Origin of the sequence: Streptomyces hilarionis (assembly GCF_024539675.1) — a bacterium.
GTDB lineage: Bacteria > Actinomycetota > Actinomycetes > Streptomycetales > Streptomycetaceae > Streptomyces > Streptomyces hilarionis.
In genome coordinates this window covers 1-14,096 of the sequence record NZ_JAHHIT010000112.1, presented here as the reverse complement: position 1 = coordinate 14,096, position 14,096 = coordinate 1, and the positions used below count along the sequence as shown (strand labels likewise).

Sequence of the window (14,096 nt, the reverse complement as noted above, 5' to 3'; positions counted from 1 at the left end):
CCAAACCTTCTCCGCCCGGGAACGCCGCAGCCCCCGCGCCGAGCGTCTCGGATCGCGGAGGCTGCTACGGAGTGTGACGAGTGTCAGGCGACGTCGACCAGGGTTCGGCCCGTCGTCGGGAAGCTCTCCGCGGCGCACGCCGGGTGCAGGGGGTAGAACGCGGTTCCGCGCTCGACGAGCGTGGCGTCGTCTTCGAGCGACTCGCCGCACCATCCGCAGACGTCGGCCCCGCGGCACTCGTTGCAGTGCGGCTCCCCGTCCTCACCGACGGGGATGCGGGTGTGTCGGCCGACGAGCCCGCACGGGCACTCGACGACCTCGTCCGCGCTGAGCGGCTCCCCGACGTCGACGCCGGCCGCGAGCGCTTCACCGACGAGGAGGAGGGCGGGGTCAGTGCTGAGCTCCGTCACGGGGCACGTGGTGTACACGGCGGCGTAGTCGCGGACGTCGTGATCGGTGCCCGTCGCCCACGTCACCGCGCGTCCGAGTTCGTAGGCGATGTTGTAGGCCAGGGCTCGAAGGGCCTTAACGTCCGCGGGGGTGGACGCGGGGCCGGTCACGAGGACGGGGACGAGGGGCTGTGCGAGCATGGTTCCTCCAGCGATGGAACAAGGGGCCCGCTGCTTCCGCCAAGATTCCGCGGGCCCTTTGTGTTGCTTGCGTCGGGGTGTGGCTACACCTTAGGTCGGGTGTGGCTACACCGCAACCCCTCCGGTGTGGCTACACCTCTGCTACGGTTCTCGCATGCCTAATCAGCCGAAGACACCTATCAGCCGTTTCCGCATCGACGCTGAGCTCTGGGAAGCTTTCGGGGACGCTGTGCCTGACAACACGGACCGGTCAGACGTCCTGCGACGGTTCGTCGCGTACTACTGCCACCGCCCTGGGGCGGAGCTACCAGAGAGGCCACCAGTCGGCCCCTGGAGCACCGTGAAGGAGACGTGACAGAGCCCCCGTCGGATCACCCGGCGGGGGCTCTGTTGTGCTACATCAATCCTCTGTGGGTCGCGCCCATTCGATGTCACAGCGTGCGTCGCCGTCGAACGGGGCACCACGGCGAGCCGCTTGAGTCACCGTGATCTTCTCGATAGCCACGCGGAGGAGGTCCCGCCGTGTAGGCAAGTCGGCTGCCTCCCACGCTTCTTCGAGCATGCCAGCATCGTCGAACATCGTCAGGTCGATGCGCTGTCCGCTCAGCGCATCTGCACGCTCCTGTGCCTCACGGAGCGTGGCCTCTGCCTCGGCGACGAGTCGGGGGAAGTGCTTCCCCATCGCGCCGTCATAGAGCCCCTTCGCACGGTCGTTGGCGAGCCGTTCGACTGCTGCCTCCGCGGCTCTGACGGCTCCCACGGCTTCCTGTGTCTCCTCCGTCTCCTCCGGAGCGACGAGGGCGGACCAACGCTCTGCAACGGCGATCATCAGTGGGTCACCAGCGCCGACGTCGGCCGCGCTCACAGCGCCGACCCACTGTCGATAGACGTGTTCCTCAATACGCGCCCGCATGGCCGACGCGGGGGCGGGGCAAGGCTTCCCCATGGCGTGACCGTTGCAGACATAGGAGCGTCCACTTGTCGGCATCTTTGCTCCGCAACCAGCGCACCTGAGGAGATCAGTCAGGAGGTGCGACGCCTTACCCACGCGCGGCCCCAACGCGCCACGCTGGTGCCCTGCGTGCACTCGACGCGCCCGTGTCACTAGGTCGGTGGGCACTGGCTCAACTTCATCGGCGAACACCCTGACTCGCTCTCCCGCTTCGTTGCGGTAGGCGACGGGCCACGTGTAGTCACGTGAGAGGGCGACGACTTGCCAACCCTCATACACGGGGTTGTAGACGATGCGCCGGACCGTCGATGCATTCCACGGTCCGCCCTTTGGCGACGCCAAGCGGTCAGCGGTCAACCGACGTGCCACGCCACGTGGGGGGTGACCCTCTGCGACTTCTGCAACGAGGCGGAGAACTGTGTCCCAGTCCTTTGTGTGATGCAGCTTGCCGTTCTTGTCTTTACGCAAACCGAACGGCGCGGCACCGAGCCAGACCCCCTTTCGTCGCTGCACCTGTTTTGTGTCCCGCACGCGGTGTGACAGAAGGTCCGACGCAGCCTTTGCGCGCTCCGCGTCGCTGACGATTCGCTCACGGTCGCGAGGGTCGGCACTGTCCAGCCGCTCATAGTCGAAGATGATGCGAACGCCGGAGTCGAGTAGCTGGAGTACCGAGAACGCGCCCTTACGGTCGAAACGGTCAACCGCGTAACACCACAGCGCTGGCACTTCCTTACGTCGAAGCGCTGCCAAGCCCTTTTCGAAGTCGGGTCGCTTCGTGTCCGTCCACGCGCTGAGGTTGTCTTTCCAGACCTTCCGGACGCGATAGTCGTGCCGGCTTGCCCACTCCCGCCCCCTCGCCTCCTGCGTCTCGAAGGTGAGCGCCTCGACGCCCTCCCGTACGATTTTGCTCTTCCTCAAATAGAGGTCGATCTCCTCCACGTGCCCGCCCCTCGTGATTCCTGTCGACAGTATGACAGGGTGCGCGAACCACGTAGTCGGCGTGGCCCGGCATGTCGACGTGCGCGTAGTGGCGGGTGTCCGTCTCGTACTCGACGTGCGCGATGTTGATGGTGATGCCGCGCGCGGCCTCCTCCGGAGCGCGGTCGATGCGGTCGAAGGGCACGAAGGAGCCGGTTCCGCGGGCGGCGAGAACCTTGGTGATGGCGGCGGTCAGGGTGGTCTTGCCGTGGTCGACGTGACCCATGGTGCCGATGTTGAGATGCGGCTTGGTCCGCACGTAGGCGGTCTTGGGCATGGCTGTACCTCGCTGCGTGTCCGTGGGAGTGAGGACCCCGAGGAACGGGCCGACCCTCCCCCTGGGGGGTCCGCCGGGCAGTCCGGGGAGGGTCAGCTTCGGGCGCCGTCGGCAGCGGCCGCGAGGATCGGGACGGCAGCCTTCGGCGCATCCGCGACCGCGGATGCTGCGAGGAGGAAGGCGTGCCGGAACATGTCGTCGATCCTCGTCGACGGTTCGCCGGGTGTCGAACGGTTTTCGCCGGGTCGGGCGGTGCGGCGGCGAACGGTCAGGGCGGTTCGGGAGCGGCGCCGATGTTCTTCAGGGCCTCACGGACCGTCAGCGGCGCGAACCGGTCCCCTTCGCGGGCGAGGAAGGCGCGGACGGCCTCCGGATCGGTCTTGGCGTACTCGCGCAGGCACCAGCCGACGGCCTTGCGGACGAAGAAGTCGGGGTGACCGGACTGGCGCAGGCAGTACGCGAACAGCCGCTCGGCGTCGGTGCGTTCCCGGTAGCGCAGTTGGTGCAGCAGGGCCGCGCGGGCCACCCACAGGTCCGCGTCGTCGATCCACTCGTCCATGTCAGCGGTGAGGCGCCAGTCGGCGGCGACCAGGGCGCCGACCACGTGTGCGGCGAGCAGGTCGACGGTGTCCCACCAGGAGGTGGTGGTGATCAGCCGGCGGGCCACGGGCAGGAACGCCGACGACAGGCGTCCCGCGTGACGGCGCAGGTAGTCCACGGCGAAGTAGTGGTATTCGCGGTGCGGCAGAGCCCAGCAGCGCAGCGCGACCGCCGTGCAGTCGGCCTCGTCGGGGCGGGGCGTGCCGACGAGGACGGCGCGGGACAGGGCCCGCCGCTCAGGGGTGGGCAGCCCGAGGAAGGGGGCCACGTCCTTCATGTAGGCGCGCATGGCCGCCGCACGGCCGGGGTCGGCCGCACCGGCGTACGCGGCCGTCAGGCGCGCCAGCACGGTGTCGGCGAGAGCGCTGCGCGGCGCGCCGGCCGGGCCCGCACCTGTGACGGTCATGAGACGCACCATACGGCGATCACACACGTTCGTCCGTTAGTGTCGCGGGATGCTCGATGCCACCACCCGCTCTGGGGGCACCGCCACGGCCTCTTCCCGGCCCACCGGCACGGACTTCGTCATTCCGTTGCTCGCGCCCGCCCCCCTGCCCGTGATCACACCCGTCGCCCTGCCCGTCGCCGCACGCGCGTCGTCCTCGGCCGCCGCTTCCGGCTCTCTCGCCGCGCGCTGCGGCAGAGCGCTGCTGTCGCCCTGGTCGCGGCTGGCGCTGCTGGTCGTGCTGCTGGCCGGGGCCGCGGCGAGCGTGCTGCTCTTCGAGCCGCAGAAGCTCCTCGCGGACGGCTGGCCGCCCCAGTTGGGCGGCGCGTCGGCGGCCGCGCTCTTCGCGGCGGCGTACGGACTGTGCACGGTGGCGTTCGTGCCGAGACCGCTGCTGAACCTGGCCGCCGGCGCGCTGTTCGGCTCGCAGTGGGGCGTCGGCGCGGCGCTGGCGGGCACGGTGCTGGGCGCGGGGATCTCCTTCGGGCTCGGTCGCGTCCTCGGACAGGACGCGCTGCGGCCCCTGCTGCGCGGCCGCCTGCTCAAGGCGGCCGACGGGCAGCTCAGCCGCCACGGCCTGCGCTCGATGCTGGCGGCCCGGCTGTTCCCGGGGGTGCCGTTCTGGGCCGCGAACTACTGCGCCGCGGTCTCCCGCATGACGTGGCCGTCCTTCCTGGTGGCGACCGCCGTGGGCTCCATCCCGAACACCGCCGCCTATGTCGTCGCCGGCGCCCGGGCCTCCTCCCCCACCTCGCCGGCCTTCCTGATCGCGATGGTGTGCATCGCCCTGCCGGCGCTGGTCGGCGCGGCGGTGGCCTGGCGCAAACGCCACCACCTGCGTCGTCCGTAGCCCTCGACGCCCGCTGCGCCGCTGCGGCCGTCGGTGTGCGGCGGCGGCCGGCGGGATCCACGGCGGCCGGGCGCCGCGCGCGTGGACGGGCCTCACCCTCGTGCTCATGACGCGGCGCGCCACGACGGCGTGAACGCCCTTCCCACGGCCCGTGGGAAGGAGGGCGCCGCCGCCCGTTCCTACGCCTCCAGCTTGCGGATCTGCGCCGAGACGAGTTCCCCGGGGACCTGCGCGGCGGCGCCCGTGCCGCTCGCCGTGCAGAACAGGACGACCGTGGAGCCGCTGCGCACGACCACGTACGCGTCCGGGCTGTCCCGCTCGGTGTGCAACGCGAAGGCGACGGCCTCGTCACCCGCGTCCGGCGCGGCGGCGGCCCGGGCCGTGGTGCGGGCGGGCACCCCGCCCTCGAACGCCGTGCACTTCTTCAGGGCGGTGCGCAGCGCCTGGAGCACGCCCTCGGCGCCGGACCGGTCGTAGGCCATGAGGCCGATGGTGGTGGCCGCTCCGGCGCCCGGGCCGGACCCCGAGAAGGCGAGGCGTCCCTGGAACGCCCGGGGCGCGGGATCGGGAACGGCCGTGCGCATGTTCTCCAGCGGCTGGCACTGCGCGGGCCGCGCGGTCGAGCCGCCGTGGGGCCGCACCGGGTAGTCGGTGATCTGGTAGCCGTCCACGTCCGCGGAGGTCAGCGCCGCGGAGGTCAGCCGGCCCTCGCCCAGCGGCGCCGAGGGGCCCTTGCCCGCCGCGTGCGGGGCCGGGCCCGCCGCCGAGCCGGACCCCGCGCGCGCGGCGCCGGAGTCCTCGACGCCCGTACCGCCCCCGCCGCTGCACCCGGCCACCAGCGCCGCCGTGCACAGCGCCGCCGCCGTCACCCTGATCCGCACGTGTTCACTCCCCGCTCTCGACGTCGGTCGATTGGATCAGCCGACGGCGCGGGCCGCAGAGATTCCGCCCGAACTACGCCGACCGTCCCGGCCGGCGGTGATGCACCGGGCGCAGGGTCACGCGTACACGTCCAGCCACCCGCACATGCCGAGCCTGCCGTGCTCGGACGGCTCCTCGGCCCGCACGACGGCCTCGGCGAGATGGGCCACGTCCCCCTTCGCCAGCCGGTCGAGCTGTTCACCGGTGGCGTCGGCGGCCGCGCGCGCACCGCGCGCCCAGCGCTCGCGCCACTCGGCGAGCCGGGGCCGCACGAGCGCTGCCGCGGCCCGGTGGAAGGCCGCCAGGGCCTCCCCGGGATCCGGGGCCGCGCGCAGGGCCAGATAGCCCTCCAGAGCCAGGTCGCGCCGGGCACGGGCGGCCCGGGCCCGCTCCTGCGGCGGAGCGCCGGCGGGGAGCGCGGTCGCGGCGGCGTAGGCCTCGGGGTCGGCGAGGTGCTCCGGCGGCAGGGTGAGCACCGCGTCCCCCGCCTCGGGCAGCCCGCCGTTCTGCATGAGGACGGTGATGCGCAGACCGTCCTCGTCGACCAGCCGGTGGATCGTCCCCGGGGCGAACCAGGCGACCGTGCCGGGCACGAGGGGCGTCACCCGGTGGCCGGACGCGGTCAGGGTGTGCACCGCCCCGCGTCCGTGGGTGACGACGTACCCCTCCGAACAGGCCAGGTGCACATGGGGGGTTCCGCCGCGCAACCCGTCGGCGGCGGGCCAGTCGTACACGCGCAGGCGCGAGACGGCGACCCCGCCGGGCAGTCCGTCGTACGTGCTCACCACGGGTGGGTGCGCAGGTACTTGGCGATCTCCTCGCGCTCCCACGCGCCGTCGGCCACGACCACCCGGTAGCGGCGGGTGAGCGTGTCGCCGGGCGCCAGCTCCAGTTCGTCGAAGAAGGCCCAGGACGGGGCGACGCCCGCGAACGGCTCGTTGCGCACGAACCAGTGCGCGGGGTGGGCCCCGCGCGCACCCGCGTGATCGTTCTCGGGGGCGTGCTCGAAGACGACGGTGGCGTGGCCGTCGGCGCCGTCGTGCTCGCCGCTGAGGGCGAGCCACGGGCTCTGCGAGGCCATCAGCGCGGGCCCCTCGCCGTCGGGTCCGATGATCCGGCCGTCCCGGAAGGAGCGCGGGCCGCGCCAGAACAGGCCCGTGTACCCGGCCATCTCGCGCCCGGCGGTGGTCGGGCTGCCGAAACGCAGCGGCTCGTCACGGCGGTTGGTGACGGCGCTGGTCCAGGTCAGCGCCCAGGAACCGGAGTCGGGTTCGACGTCGTGCACCTCGACGCGGCGCGTCTCCTGCGCCCACAGCTCGCCGCCGGACGGATGCCAGCTCAGCCGCTCGGCGATGACGGCGCGCCCCGCCCGCGCGGCGACCTCGTCGAAGCCGACGTGCGCCATCGAGCCGACCCGCTCGGGCAGTTCCAGGTAACCCTCGCCGTGGACGTACGAGTTGCCGCCCCACAGGTTGGCGCCCGACAGGTGCGAGGCGGTCAGGGACAGACCCTTGTGCCAGCGGTGGTCGTGGGGCCGGTAGTCGGTGACGACGTCCCCGGCGAGGGTCCGCAGCGGGTGGATGTACGGCTTGGGCGCCTCCCAGGACGCCTCGGGCCGGTAGACGTAGGAGAGCAGCTCGACGCCGGTGGCCGGGTCGGTCACCGTGACGCGGTCGCCGTGGGCGTGCACCAGCCGGAGCTCCGCGCTCATGCGGGCACCCCCGCGGGCGCGGTCGCCGGCGCCCAGCCCGGGGCGCCGCCGTGCAGGGCCGTGTAATAGGGGTCGCCGGGGCCGATCTCGCCGCGCCGCACGGTGGTGTCCGTGAAGGCCGACCGGTACAGCGCGGTGATCAGCTCCAGGCTGGTGCGTCCGTCCGCGCCGCTGCTGCGCGGTCGCCGCCCGGCGCGCATCGAGGCGACCAGCTCGCGCAGCTGGGCCAGGTGCGAACTGGGCACGTCCGCGCCGAAGTCACGCCAGCGGGCCGCCTCGTCGGCGGGGACGCCCGGGGCGGGGGTGATGCGCCAGTCGGCGTTGGCGTGGCCGTACAGGTGGGTGAGCTCGACGGTGGCGCGCTCGCAGTCGATCCGGATGCGGCTGACCTCGTCGGGGCTCAGGACGCTGTTGACGACCGTGGCCAGGGCGCCGCTGTCGAAGCGGAGCAGGGCGGTGGACACGTCCTCGGTCTCCACGTCGTGCACGAGCCGGCCGGCCATCGCCCGCACCTCGCTCCACGGGCCGAGGAGGTCGAGCAGCAGGTCCATCTGGTGGATGCCGTGGCCCATCGCCGGGCCGCCGCCCTCGGTCCGCCAGCGGCCGCGCCAGGGCACGGCGTAGTAGGCGGTGTCGCGGTACCAGGTGGTCTGGCAGTGGGCGACGAGCGGCCGGCCGAGGGCCTGGTCGGCGAGCAGACGGCGCACGTGCGCCGCGCCCGATCCGAAGCGGTGCTGGAAGACGATCGAGGAGTACGGGCCGTCGGGCGTCCCCTCCTCGGCGGCGACGGCGTCGTAGTCGGCAAGGGTCGGCACGGGCGGCTTCTCGCACCACACCCAGGCGCCGGCCCGCAGCGCGGCCACGCTCTGCTCGCGGTGCAGCGTGGGCGGGGTGCAGATGGTCACCAGGTCGGGCCGCTGTTCGGCCAGCATCCGGTCCAGGTCGGTGTAGGCGTGCGGCACGCCCCCTTCGGCGCAGAACGCCCGCGCGGCGTTGGCATCGATGTCAACGGCCGCGACGACCTCGGCGTCGCCCTCGGCGGCCAGCTGCTGGAGGGCGGGCAGGTGCGAGCCGCGGGCGATGGCTCCCGTGCCGACGACGGCGGCCCGGATCCGGCGGCCGTCGAGCGGACCGGGCGGCGGAGTGGTGGGGGACATGGGCGTGATCAGCACTCCTCCGACGTACGGCCGTGGACCTGGCGGGTCCGGCAAGCGGGCGGGAAGCGCCCGGCACACCGCGTCCCGTGTGCACAGCAAGCGCTTTCCCGTCGGCAGCAACGTATGCGGCGGCGGGCGACCGGTCAACCGTCCGGGCGTCGTGACGTGCGGCCCGGCAGGACGGCCGGCGCGACCGGACCCGCCCCGGCACGCGGCTCGCGACGGCGGGCGGGCGGCGGCCGTCAAACCCCTGTGCGGTACCCGCCTTACGGGACCGCTACCCTTCCTTTGCACACCCTTGATCTTCGGGCGCGGCCGTCTGCCGTCGCCGTCGCCCCTCTCCGATCGGCACTTGGACTCCGTAACCTCATGTCTTGGTTTGAATCCCTCATCCTCGGACTCGTCCAGGGGCTGACCGAGTTCCTCCCCGTCTCCTCCAGCGCGCACCTGCGGCTGACCGCCGCGTTCTCCGGCTGGCAGGACCCCGGCGCGGCCTTCACGGCGATCACCCAGATCGGCACGGAGGCCGCGGTGCTGATCTACTTCCGCAAGGACATCGGGCGGATCATCGCCGCGTGGAGCCGGTCGCTGTTCGACAAGACGATGCGCCAGGACCACGACGCCCAGATGGGCTGGCTGGTGATCGTCGGATCGATCCCGATCGGCCTGCTGGGCGTGACGCTCAAGGACCAGATCGAGGGCCCCTTCCGCGATTTGCGCATCACGGCCACGATGCTCGTCGTCGTCGGCGTCGTGATCGGCATCGCCGACCGGCTCGCGGCCCGCGACGAGACGGGCGGCAAGCACCGCGCGCCCAAGCAGCGCAAGACCCTGGAGAACTTGGGCGTCAAGGACGGCCTCATCTTCGGCCTGTGCCAGGCCTGCGCGCTCATCCCCGGCGTCTCGCGCTCCGGCGCGACCATCAGCGGCGGTCTGTTCATGGGCTACAAGCGCGAGGCCGCGGCCCGTTACTCGTTCCTGCTGGCCATCCCGGCCGTGCTGGCCTCCGGGGTCTTCGAGACGAAGGACGCGCTGGAGGGCGGCCACGTGGCCTGGGGGCCGACGCTCTTCGCGACCGTGATCGCCTTCGCCTCGGGCTACGCCGTCATCGCGTGGTTCATGAAGTTCATCAGCACCAAGTCCTTCATGCCGTTCGTCTACTACCGCGTGGTCCTCGGCATCGTGATCATCGTCCTGGTCACGACGGGCGCGCTGAGTCCGCACGCGGCCGAGTCGGCGGGCTGAGCCGCCCGCGGCCGGCCGCCCGGCCGGCGCCGGGCCCGAGCCGGCCGGCCCAACCCGCCCCCGGCGGCGCGCAGTTGATCACCCGAGCGACCGGCCGGCCGTGACCAAGCCCATAGCCTCGCGCGTAGCCGTCCGGTAGCGCAGTGTCAGTGGGTGCGCCTAGGCTTGGCCCATGTCCCCCCACTCAGTCGCCTCTGGTTCCGTGCGGTCCGCCGCCGAGTTGAACGAGCGGATCCGCGCCCTCTGGCTGCGCGCGGGCGGGTCGCTCTCGGCCCAGGAGCGGGCCGAGTACGAACTGCTGGTCGTGGAGTGGGCCGCGGCGATCCGCGGCGAGGTGGTCGCGGCGGCCTGATGCCGCGCCGAAGCCCCGAAAAAAACGCGTTTCCCCTCGGGCGTGCGCCGTCCTACCGTGGCCCGATGACTGTCCGGGTGATCGTCCTCAACGGCGGCTCGAGCTCCGGGAAGTCCGGGATCGTGCGCTGCCTCCAGGCCCTGCTGCCGGATCCCTGGCTGGCGCTCGGGGTGGACTCGTTCGTCGACGCCCTGCCCGCGAGGATGCGGGGCGCCGACGCGGGGATCGCCTTCGCGGCGGACGGCGCGGTGACCGTCGGCCCGCAGTTCCGGGCGCTGGACGCGGCCTGGGCGCGGGGCGTCGCGGCGATGGCCCGGGCCGGCGCCCGGATCGTCGTCGACGACGTGTTCCTGGGCGGAGCGGCCTCGCAGCAGCGGTGGCGCGAGGCGCTGGACGGACTTCCCGTGCTGTGGGTCGGCGTGCGGTGCGAGGAAGCGGTCGCGGCGGCCCGGGAGACCGCCCGCGGCGACCGGACCCCGGGAATGGCGGCCTCGCAGGCGCGGACGGTGCACGACGGGGTCGTCTACGACCTGGAGGTGGACACCACGCACACCGAGGCCCTGGCCTGCGCGCGGACCGTCGCCGCCCGGCTCGACCGGCCGCCGCCCCCGCCCGGAACCCGCGGATCCGGCCGTCCGCAGGGCCGCTGAGACGCCCCCGTCTTCACCGCGCGGGGCGCCGATCGCCGCACGGACCTTGGCTGTTCACCCGCGATGCCCAACACTCGGGCCATGACGCAGCGTGTGGAGCTCGCCGCCGTGATGGACCGGCTGGCCGTCGACGGGTTGATCACCGACTACGCCGTGGCGGTGGACGACGGGGACTGGACGGCGTACCGGCAACTGTTCACGGCCGACGGGCGCGCGGACTACCGGTCGGCCGGCGGGATCGAGGGCGAGGCCGGGAACGTCGCCTCCTGGCTCGCCGACACCATGCGGTCGTTCGCGATGCGCCAGCACCTCATCGTCAACCGCCGGGTGCGCTTCGGGGTGCTGGACCAGGACACGGGCGACACCGCACAGGTCCAGGCCGACTACGTCAACCCGATGCGGCTCGCCGACGAGCGGGCGGGCGCCCCGGCCGCGGCGCCCGACTTCGTGTGCGGCGGCCGGTACTCCTTCGGTCTGCTGCGCACGCCGGACGGCTGGCGGGTGCGCGAGGTGGTCGTGCGCGAGAAGTGGCGGCGGCTGCCCGGCTGACGGCGGCTCCCGGACAGCAGCGGCCGCCGGCCGAGGCGGTTTCCGGCTCGACAGCGGCCGCCGGCCGGGAGCGGCCTCCGGGGCGGCTCGGGCTTGCGGGCGACGGCGGCTTCCGGGCGGCGGGCGCCTCCGGGACAGTGGCCCCCGCCCGAAGAGAGCGGCTGCCGGGCGACGGGGACGCCGGTCGGTCCCCTCGGAGCGCGCGGAGCCCGCGCGGAGCCGCCCGAAGGCAGCCCAAGGCGCACGGAGCCGTTCGGAACCGGGCGGAGCGGCGATCTGTCGGAGATCGGCCCCGAGGCGCACACTGAAGCGACCCAACCCGGGTAGGGAGGTGTCGTATGAACAGATGCGGCCACTGGCTCACCTCCCCCTGGCGACGCACGACCGTCGCCGCCCTCGCGGGCGCGCTGCCCGTGCTCGCGTTCCCGGGGCCCGCCCTGTGGTGGTGGGCCTATGTGGCGCTCGTGCCCTGGATCCTGCTGGCCCGCTCCGCGCCCACGGGGCGGCGCGCGGCGTACGACGGCTGGGGCGGCGGGTTCGGCTTCATGCTGGCCATGCACCACTGGCTGCTGCCGAGCCTGCACGTGTTCACCCTCGTCCTCGCCGCGCTGCTCGGCGGGCTGTGGGCGCCCTGGGCGTGGCTGGTGCGGCGGTTCCTCGCCGAGGCGGAGGCTCCCACCCGCGGGCGGGTCCTCGCCGCGCTGGTGGTGCTCCCCTCGGCCTGGCTCGCCGTCGAACTCGTCCGCTCCTGGCAGGGACTCGGCGGGCCGTGGGGCGTGCTGGGGGCCAGTCAGTGGCAGGTGGGGCCCGCGTTGCGGCTCGCCTCCGTCGGCGGGGTCTGGCTGCTGAGCTTCCTGGTGGTGGCCGTCAACGTGGCCGCCTCCGTCCTGGTGGCGCTCCCCGCCTCGCGGGCGCCGGCCGTCGCCGGTCTGGTCGTCACCGCGGCCACGGCCTCCGCCGCGTGGGCCTGGGCGCCGCGTCCCGACACCGACGGCCGGGCCCGGGTCGCCGTCGTCCAGCCGGGCGTGATCGACGGGCCCGACCTGCGCTTCGACCGGGAGGAGGAGCTGACCCGCCGTCTGGTCGGGCAGGACGTCGACCTCATCGTCTGGGGCGAGAGCAGCGTCGGCTACGACCTCGCCGAGCGCCCCGACCTGGCCGGACGCATCGCGGGGCTGGCGCGGGCCACCGGCGCCGACGTCCTCGTCAACGTCGACGCCCGCCGCTCCGACCGGCCGGGCATCTACAAGAGCTCGATCCTCGTCGGTGCGGGCGGCCCCACGGGCGACCGGTACGACAAGATGCGGCTGGTGCCGTTCGGCGAGTACATACCGGCCCGCTCGCTGCTCGGCTGGGCCACCTCGGTCGGCAGGGCGGCCGGCGAGGACCGGCGGCGCGGCACGGAGCAGGTGCTGGTGAACGCCGGTCACGGGGTGCGGTTCGGGCCCATGGTGTGCTTCGAGACGGCGTTCCCGGACATGAGCCGGCATCTCGTCGAGGACGGCGCGGACCTGCTGGTCGGTCAGTCGTCGACCTCGTCGTTCCAGCGGAGCTGGGCGCCCGGGCAGCATGCCTCGCTGGGCGCGCTGCGCGCCGCGGAGACCGGCCGGTCCTTCGTCCACGCCACGCTGACGGGCGAGTCGGCCGTGTACGACGCGAGCGGGCGGCGGCTCGGCCCGTGGCTGGGTCCGGACGCGCACACGGCCGCCGTCTACGACGTGCCGCTCGCCGACGGCGTCACCCTGTACGTCCGCTACGGCGACTGGGTCGTCCACGCGGCCCTGCTGGTGCTCGTGGCCCTGGGGCTCACCGAGGGCGTGCGGGCCGTCAGGCTGCGGCGGACCGCTCCAGCACCGCTCGGACCACCCGCTCGCACAGTTCGTGAGTCGCCAGCGCGTCCCGGGCGCTGAGGACCTTGCCCGCGCGTACCGCGTCGAGGAAGCCGAGGACGGCCTGCTCGATGCCCCGCTGCCGGGCCACCGGCACCCAGTCCCCGCGCCGCCGTGTCGTCGGCTGCCCCTTGTGGTCGACGACCTCGGCCAGGTTGATCACCTGGCGCTTGGTGTCCTGCCCGGACACCTCGAGGATCTCCTCGTTCGAACCGCTGAGCCGGTTCATCACGCCGAGGGCGGTGAAGCCGTCTCCGGCGAGCTGGAGGACCACGTGATGGAGCAGCCCGTCGACGACGCGGGCCCGGACGGTCACGTCGTCGACCGGGCCGGGCACGAGGAAGCGCAGCGTGTCGACGACGTGGATGAAGTCGTCGAGGATCATCGCGCGGGGTTCCTCGGGCAGGCCGACCCGGTTCTTCTGGAGGATGATCAGTTCGCGCGGGTGGTCGGCGCACTGCGCGTACCCGGGCGCCAGCCGCCGGTTGAAGCCCACGGCCAGAGTCGTGCCGCGGGCCTCGGCGAGGTTCACCAGCCGCTCGGAGTCGGCGAGTTCGTAGGCGAGGGGCTTGTCCACGTACGTGGGGACGCCCGCCTCCAGCAGCCGGCCGACGATCTCGGGGTGGACGGCGGTGGGGGCGTGCACGAAGACTGCGTCCACCCCGGTGGCGAGGAGCGCGTCGAGGTCGCGGTGGCGCTGCCCGACGGGCAGCCGCAGACCGTCGGCTACCCGATCGAGGGTGGCGGGGCTGCGGGTCTGTAGGTGGAGCTCGATCCCGGGCAGCGCGCCCAGCACGGGCAGGTACGCCTTCTGTGCGATGTCGCCGAGTCCGACGCAGCCGACCTTCACGGGCGCTCCTCCACTGCTCGCCTGCCTGCCCCGCAGCATACGGCCCCGCCTCGACGGGGCGGCGGGCGGTCGTCCGGGGG

14 protein-coding genes and 1 pseudogene are annotated in these 14,096 nt (G+C 73.3%); 6 read left to right on the top strand and 9 right to left on the bottom strand.

Features of this window, described 5'->3' with window-relative positions:
* Positions 1-83: 83 nt before the first annotated feature.
* From KMS84_RS25770 to KMS84_RS25755, 4 genes and pseudogenes are all read right to left on the bottom strand, one after another.
* The gene (locus KMS84_RS25770) at positions 84-590 is read right to left on the bottom strand and encodes a hypothetical protein (RefSeq protein ID WP_256918835.1); all 507 of its coding nucleotides are present in this window, start codon (positions 588-590) and stop codon (positions 84-86) included.
* A gap of 400 nt (positions 591-990) precedes the next feature.
* Complete coding sequence (locus KMS84_RS25765; RefSeq protein ID WP_256918834.1) at positions 991-2,481, bottom strand: recombinase family protein; 1,491 nt, start codon at positions 2,479-2,481, stop codon at positions 991-993.
* 49 nt (positions 2,482-2,530) lie between these two features.
* Positions 2,531-2,797, bottom strand: a pseudogene (locus KMS84_RS25760) (GTP-binding protein); the annotation flags it as partial.
* A gap of 268 nt (positions 2,798-3,065) precedes the next feature.
* A complete protein-coding gene (locus KMS84_RS25755) occupies positions 3,066-3,803 on the bottom strand; it encodes a DNA alkylation repair protein (RefSeq protein WP_256918833.1) in 738 nt (245 codons plus the stop codon).
* Between the two features lie 49 nt (positions 3,804-3,852).
* On the opposite strand from KMS84_RS25755, the gene KMS84_RS25750 reads away from it, so the two are divergent.
* Positions 3,853-4,692 carry a TVP38/TMEM64 family protein gene (locus KMS84_RS25750; RefSeq protein ID WP_256918832.1) on the top strand — a complete coding sequence of 280 codons (840 nt, stop codon included), beginning with the start codon at positions 3,853-3,855 and terminating at the stop codon, positions 4,690-4,692.
* 179 nt (positions 4,693-4,871) lie between these two features.
* Here KMS84_RS25750 and KMS84_RS25745 read toward each other — a convergent pair whose 3' ends face one another.
* The 4 genes from KMS84_RS25745 to KMS84_RS25730 all read right to left on the bottom strand — a co-directional run bounded on the left by KMS84_RS25745 (position 4,872) and on the right by KMS84_RS25730 (position 8,481).
* Positions 4,872-5,573 carry a hypothetical protein gene (locus KMS84_RS25745; RefSeq protein WP_256918831.1) on the bottom strand — a complete coding sequence of 234 codons (702 nt, stop codon included), beginning with the start codon at positions 5,571-5,573 and terminating at the stop codon, positions 4,872-4,874.
* A gap of 117 nt (positions 5,574-5,690) precedes the next feature.
* On the bottom strand, positions 5,691-6,398 hold the full coding sequence (locus KMS84_RS25740; RefSeq protein WP_256918830.1) for a cupin: 708 nt from the start codon (positions 6,396-6,398) through the stop codon (positions 5,691-5,693).
* Complete coding sequence (locus KMS84_RS25735) at positions 6,395-7,324, bottom strand: DUF6807 domain-containing protein (protein ID WP_256918829.1); 930 nt, start codon at positions 7,322-7,324, stop codon at positions 6,395-6,397. The genes KMS84_RS25740 and KMS84_RS25735 overlap by 4 nt, the downstream gene beginning before the upstream one ends.
* Positions 7,321-8,481 carry a Gfo/Idh/MocA family protein gene (locus tag KMS84_RS25730; RefSeq protein WP_256918828.1) on the bottom strand — a complete coding sequence of 387 codons (1,161 nt, stop codon included), beginning with the start codon at positions 8,479-8,481 and terminating at the stop codon, positions 7,321-7,323. Before KMS84_RS25730 ends, KMS84_RS25735 begins: the two co-directional genes overlap by 4 nt.
* 369 nt (positions 8,482-8,850) lie before the next feature.
* On the opposite strand from KMS84_RS25730, the gene KMS84_RS25725 reads away from it, so the two are divergent.
* From KMS84_RS25725 to lnt, 5 genes are all read left to right on the top strand, one after another.
* Positions 8,851-9,726: an undecaprenyl-diphosphate phosphatase gene (locus tag KMS84_RS25725; RefSeq protein ID WP_256918827.1), complete on the top strand. Its 876-nt coding sequence runs from the start codon at positions 8,851-8,853 to the stop codon at positions 9,724-9,726.
* A 172-nt stretch (positions 9,727-9,898) separates the two neighbouring features.
* The gene (locus KMS84_RS25720) at positions 9,899-10,078 is read left to right on the top strand and encodes a hypothetical protein (protein WP_109000927.1); all 180 of its coding nucleotides are present in this window, start codon (positions 9,899-9,901) and stop codon (positions 10,076-10,078) included.
* Positions 10,079-10,143: 65 nt separating this feature from the next.
* Positions 10,144-10,728: a chloramphenicol phosphotransferase CPT gene (cpt, locus tag KMS84_RS25715; protein ID WP_256918826.1), complete on the top strand. Its 585-nt coding sequence runs from the start codon at positions 10,144-10,146 to the stop codon at positions 10,726-10,728.
* Between the two features lie 81 nt (positions 10,729-10,809).
* Positions 10,810-11,277, top strand: coding sequence for a nuclear transport factor 2 family protein (locus KMS84_RS25710; protein WP_256918825.1), 468 nt, complete (start codon positions 10,810-10,812; stop codon positions 11,275-11,277).
* Between the two features lie 338 nt (positions 11,278-11,615).
* On the top strand, positions 11,616-13,187 hold the full coding sequence (lnt, locus tag KMS84_RS25705) for an apolipoprotein N-acyltransferase (protein WP_256918824.1): 1,572 nt from the start codon (positions 11,616-11,618) through the stop codon (positions 13,185-13,187).
* Here the strand turns inward: lnt and KMS84_RS25700 are convergent.
* A complete protein-coding gene (locus tag KMS84_RS25700; protein WP_256918823.1) occupies positions 13,105-14,016 on the bottom strand; it encodes a Gfo/Idh/MocA family protein in 912 nt (303 codons plus the stop codon). The genes lnt and KMS84_RS25700 overlap by 83 nt on opposite strands.
* Between the last annotated feature and the right edge of the window lie 80 nt (positions 14,017-14,096).

Excerpts from the sequence above, each read along its gene's own strand:
- KMS84_RS25770 (WP_256918835.1), bottom strand. The coding sequence starts at position 590 with ATGCTCGCACAGCCCCTCGTCCCCGTCCTCGTGACCGGCCCCGCGTCC.
- KMS84_RS25755 (WP_256918833.1), bottom strand. The coding sequence starts at position 3,803 with ATGACCGTCACAGGTGCGGGCCCGGCCGGCGCGCCGCGCAGCGCTCTC.
- KMS84_RS25750 (WP_256918832.1), top strand. The coding sequence starts at position 3,853 with ATGCTCGATGCCACCACCCGCTCTGGGGGCACCGCCACGGCCTCTTCC.
- KMS84_RS25735 (WP_256918829.1), bottom strand. The coding sequence starts at position 7,324 with ATGAGCGCGGAGCTCCGGCTGGTGCACGCCCACGGCGACCGCGTCACG.
- KMS84_RS25730 (WP_256918828.1), bottom strand. The coding sequence starts at position 8,481 with ATGTCCCCCACCACTCCGCCGCCCGGTCCGCTCGACGGCCGCCGGATC.
- KMS84_RS25725 (WP_256918827.1), top strand. The coding sequence starts at position 8,851 with ATGTCTTGGTTTGAATCCCTCATCCTCGGACTCGTCCAGGGGCTGACC.
- KMS84_RS25720 (WP_109000927.1), top strand. The coding sequence starts at position 9,899 with ATGTCCCCCCACTCAGTCGCCTCTGGTTCCGTGCGGTCCGCCGCCGAG.
- cpt (WP_256918826.1), top strand. The coding sequence starts at position 10,144 with ATGACTGTCCGGGTGATCGTCCTCAACGGCGGCTCGAGCTCCGGGAAG.
- KMS84_RS25710 (WP_256918825.1), top strand. The coding sequence starts at position 10,810 with ATGACGCAGCGTGTGGAGCTCGCCGCCGTGATGGACCGGCTGGCCGTC.
- lnt (WP_256918824.1), top strand. The coding sequence starts at position 11,616 with ATGAACAGATGCGGCCACTGGCTCACCTCCCCCTGGCGACGCACGACC.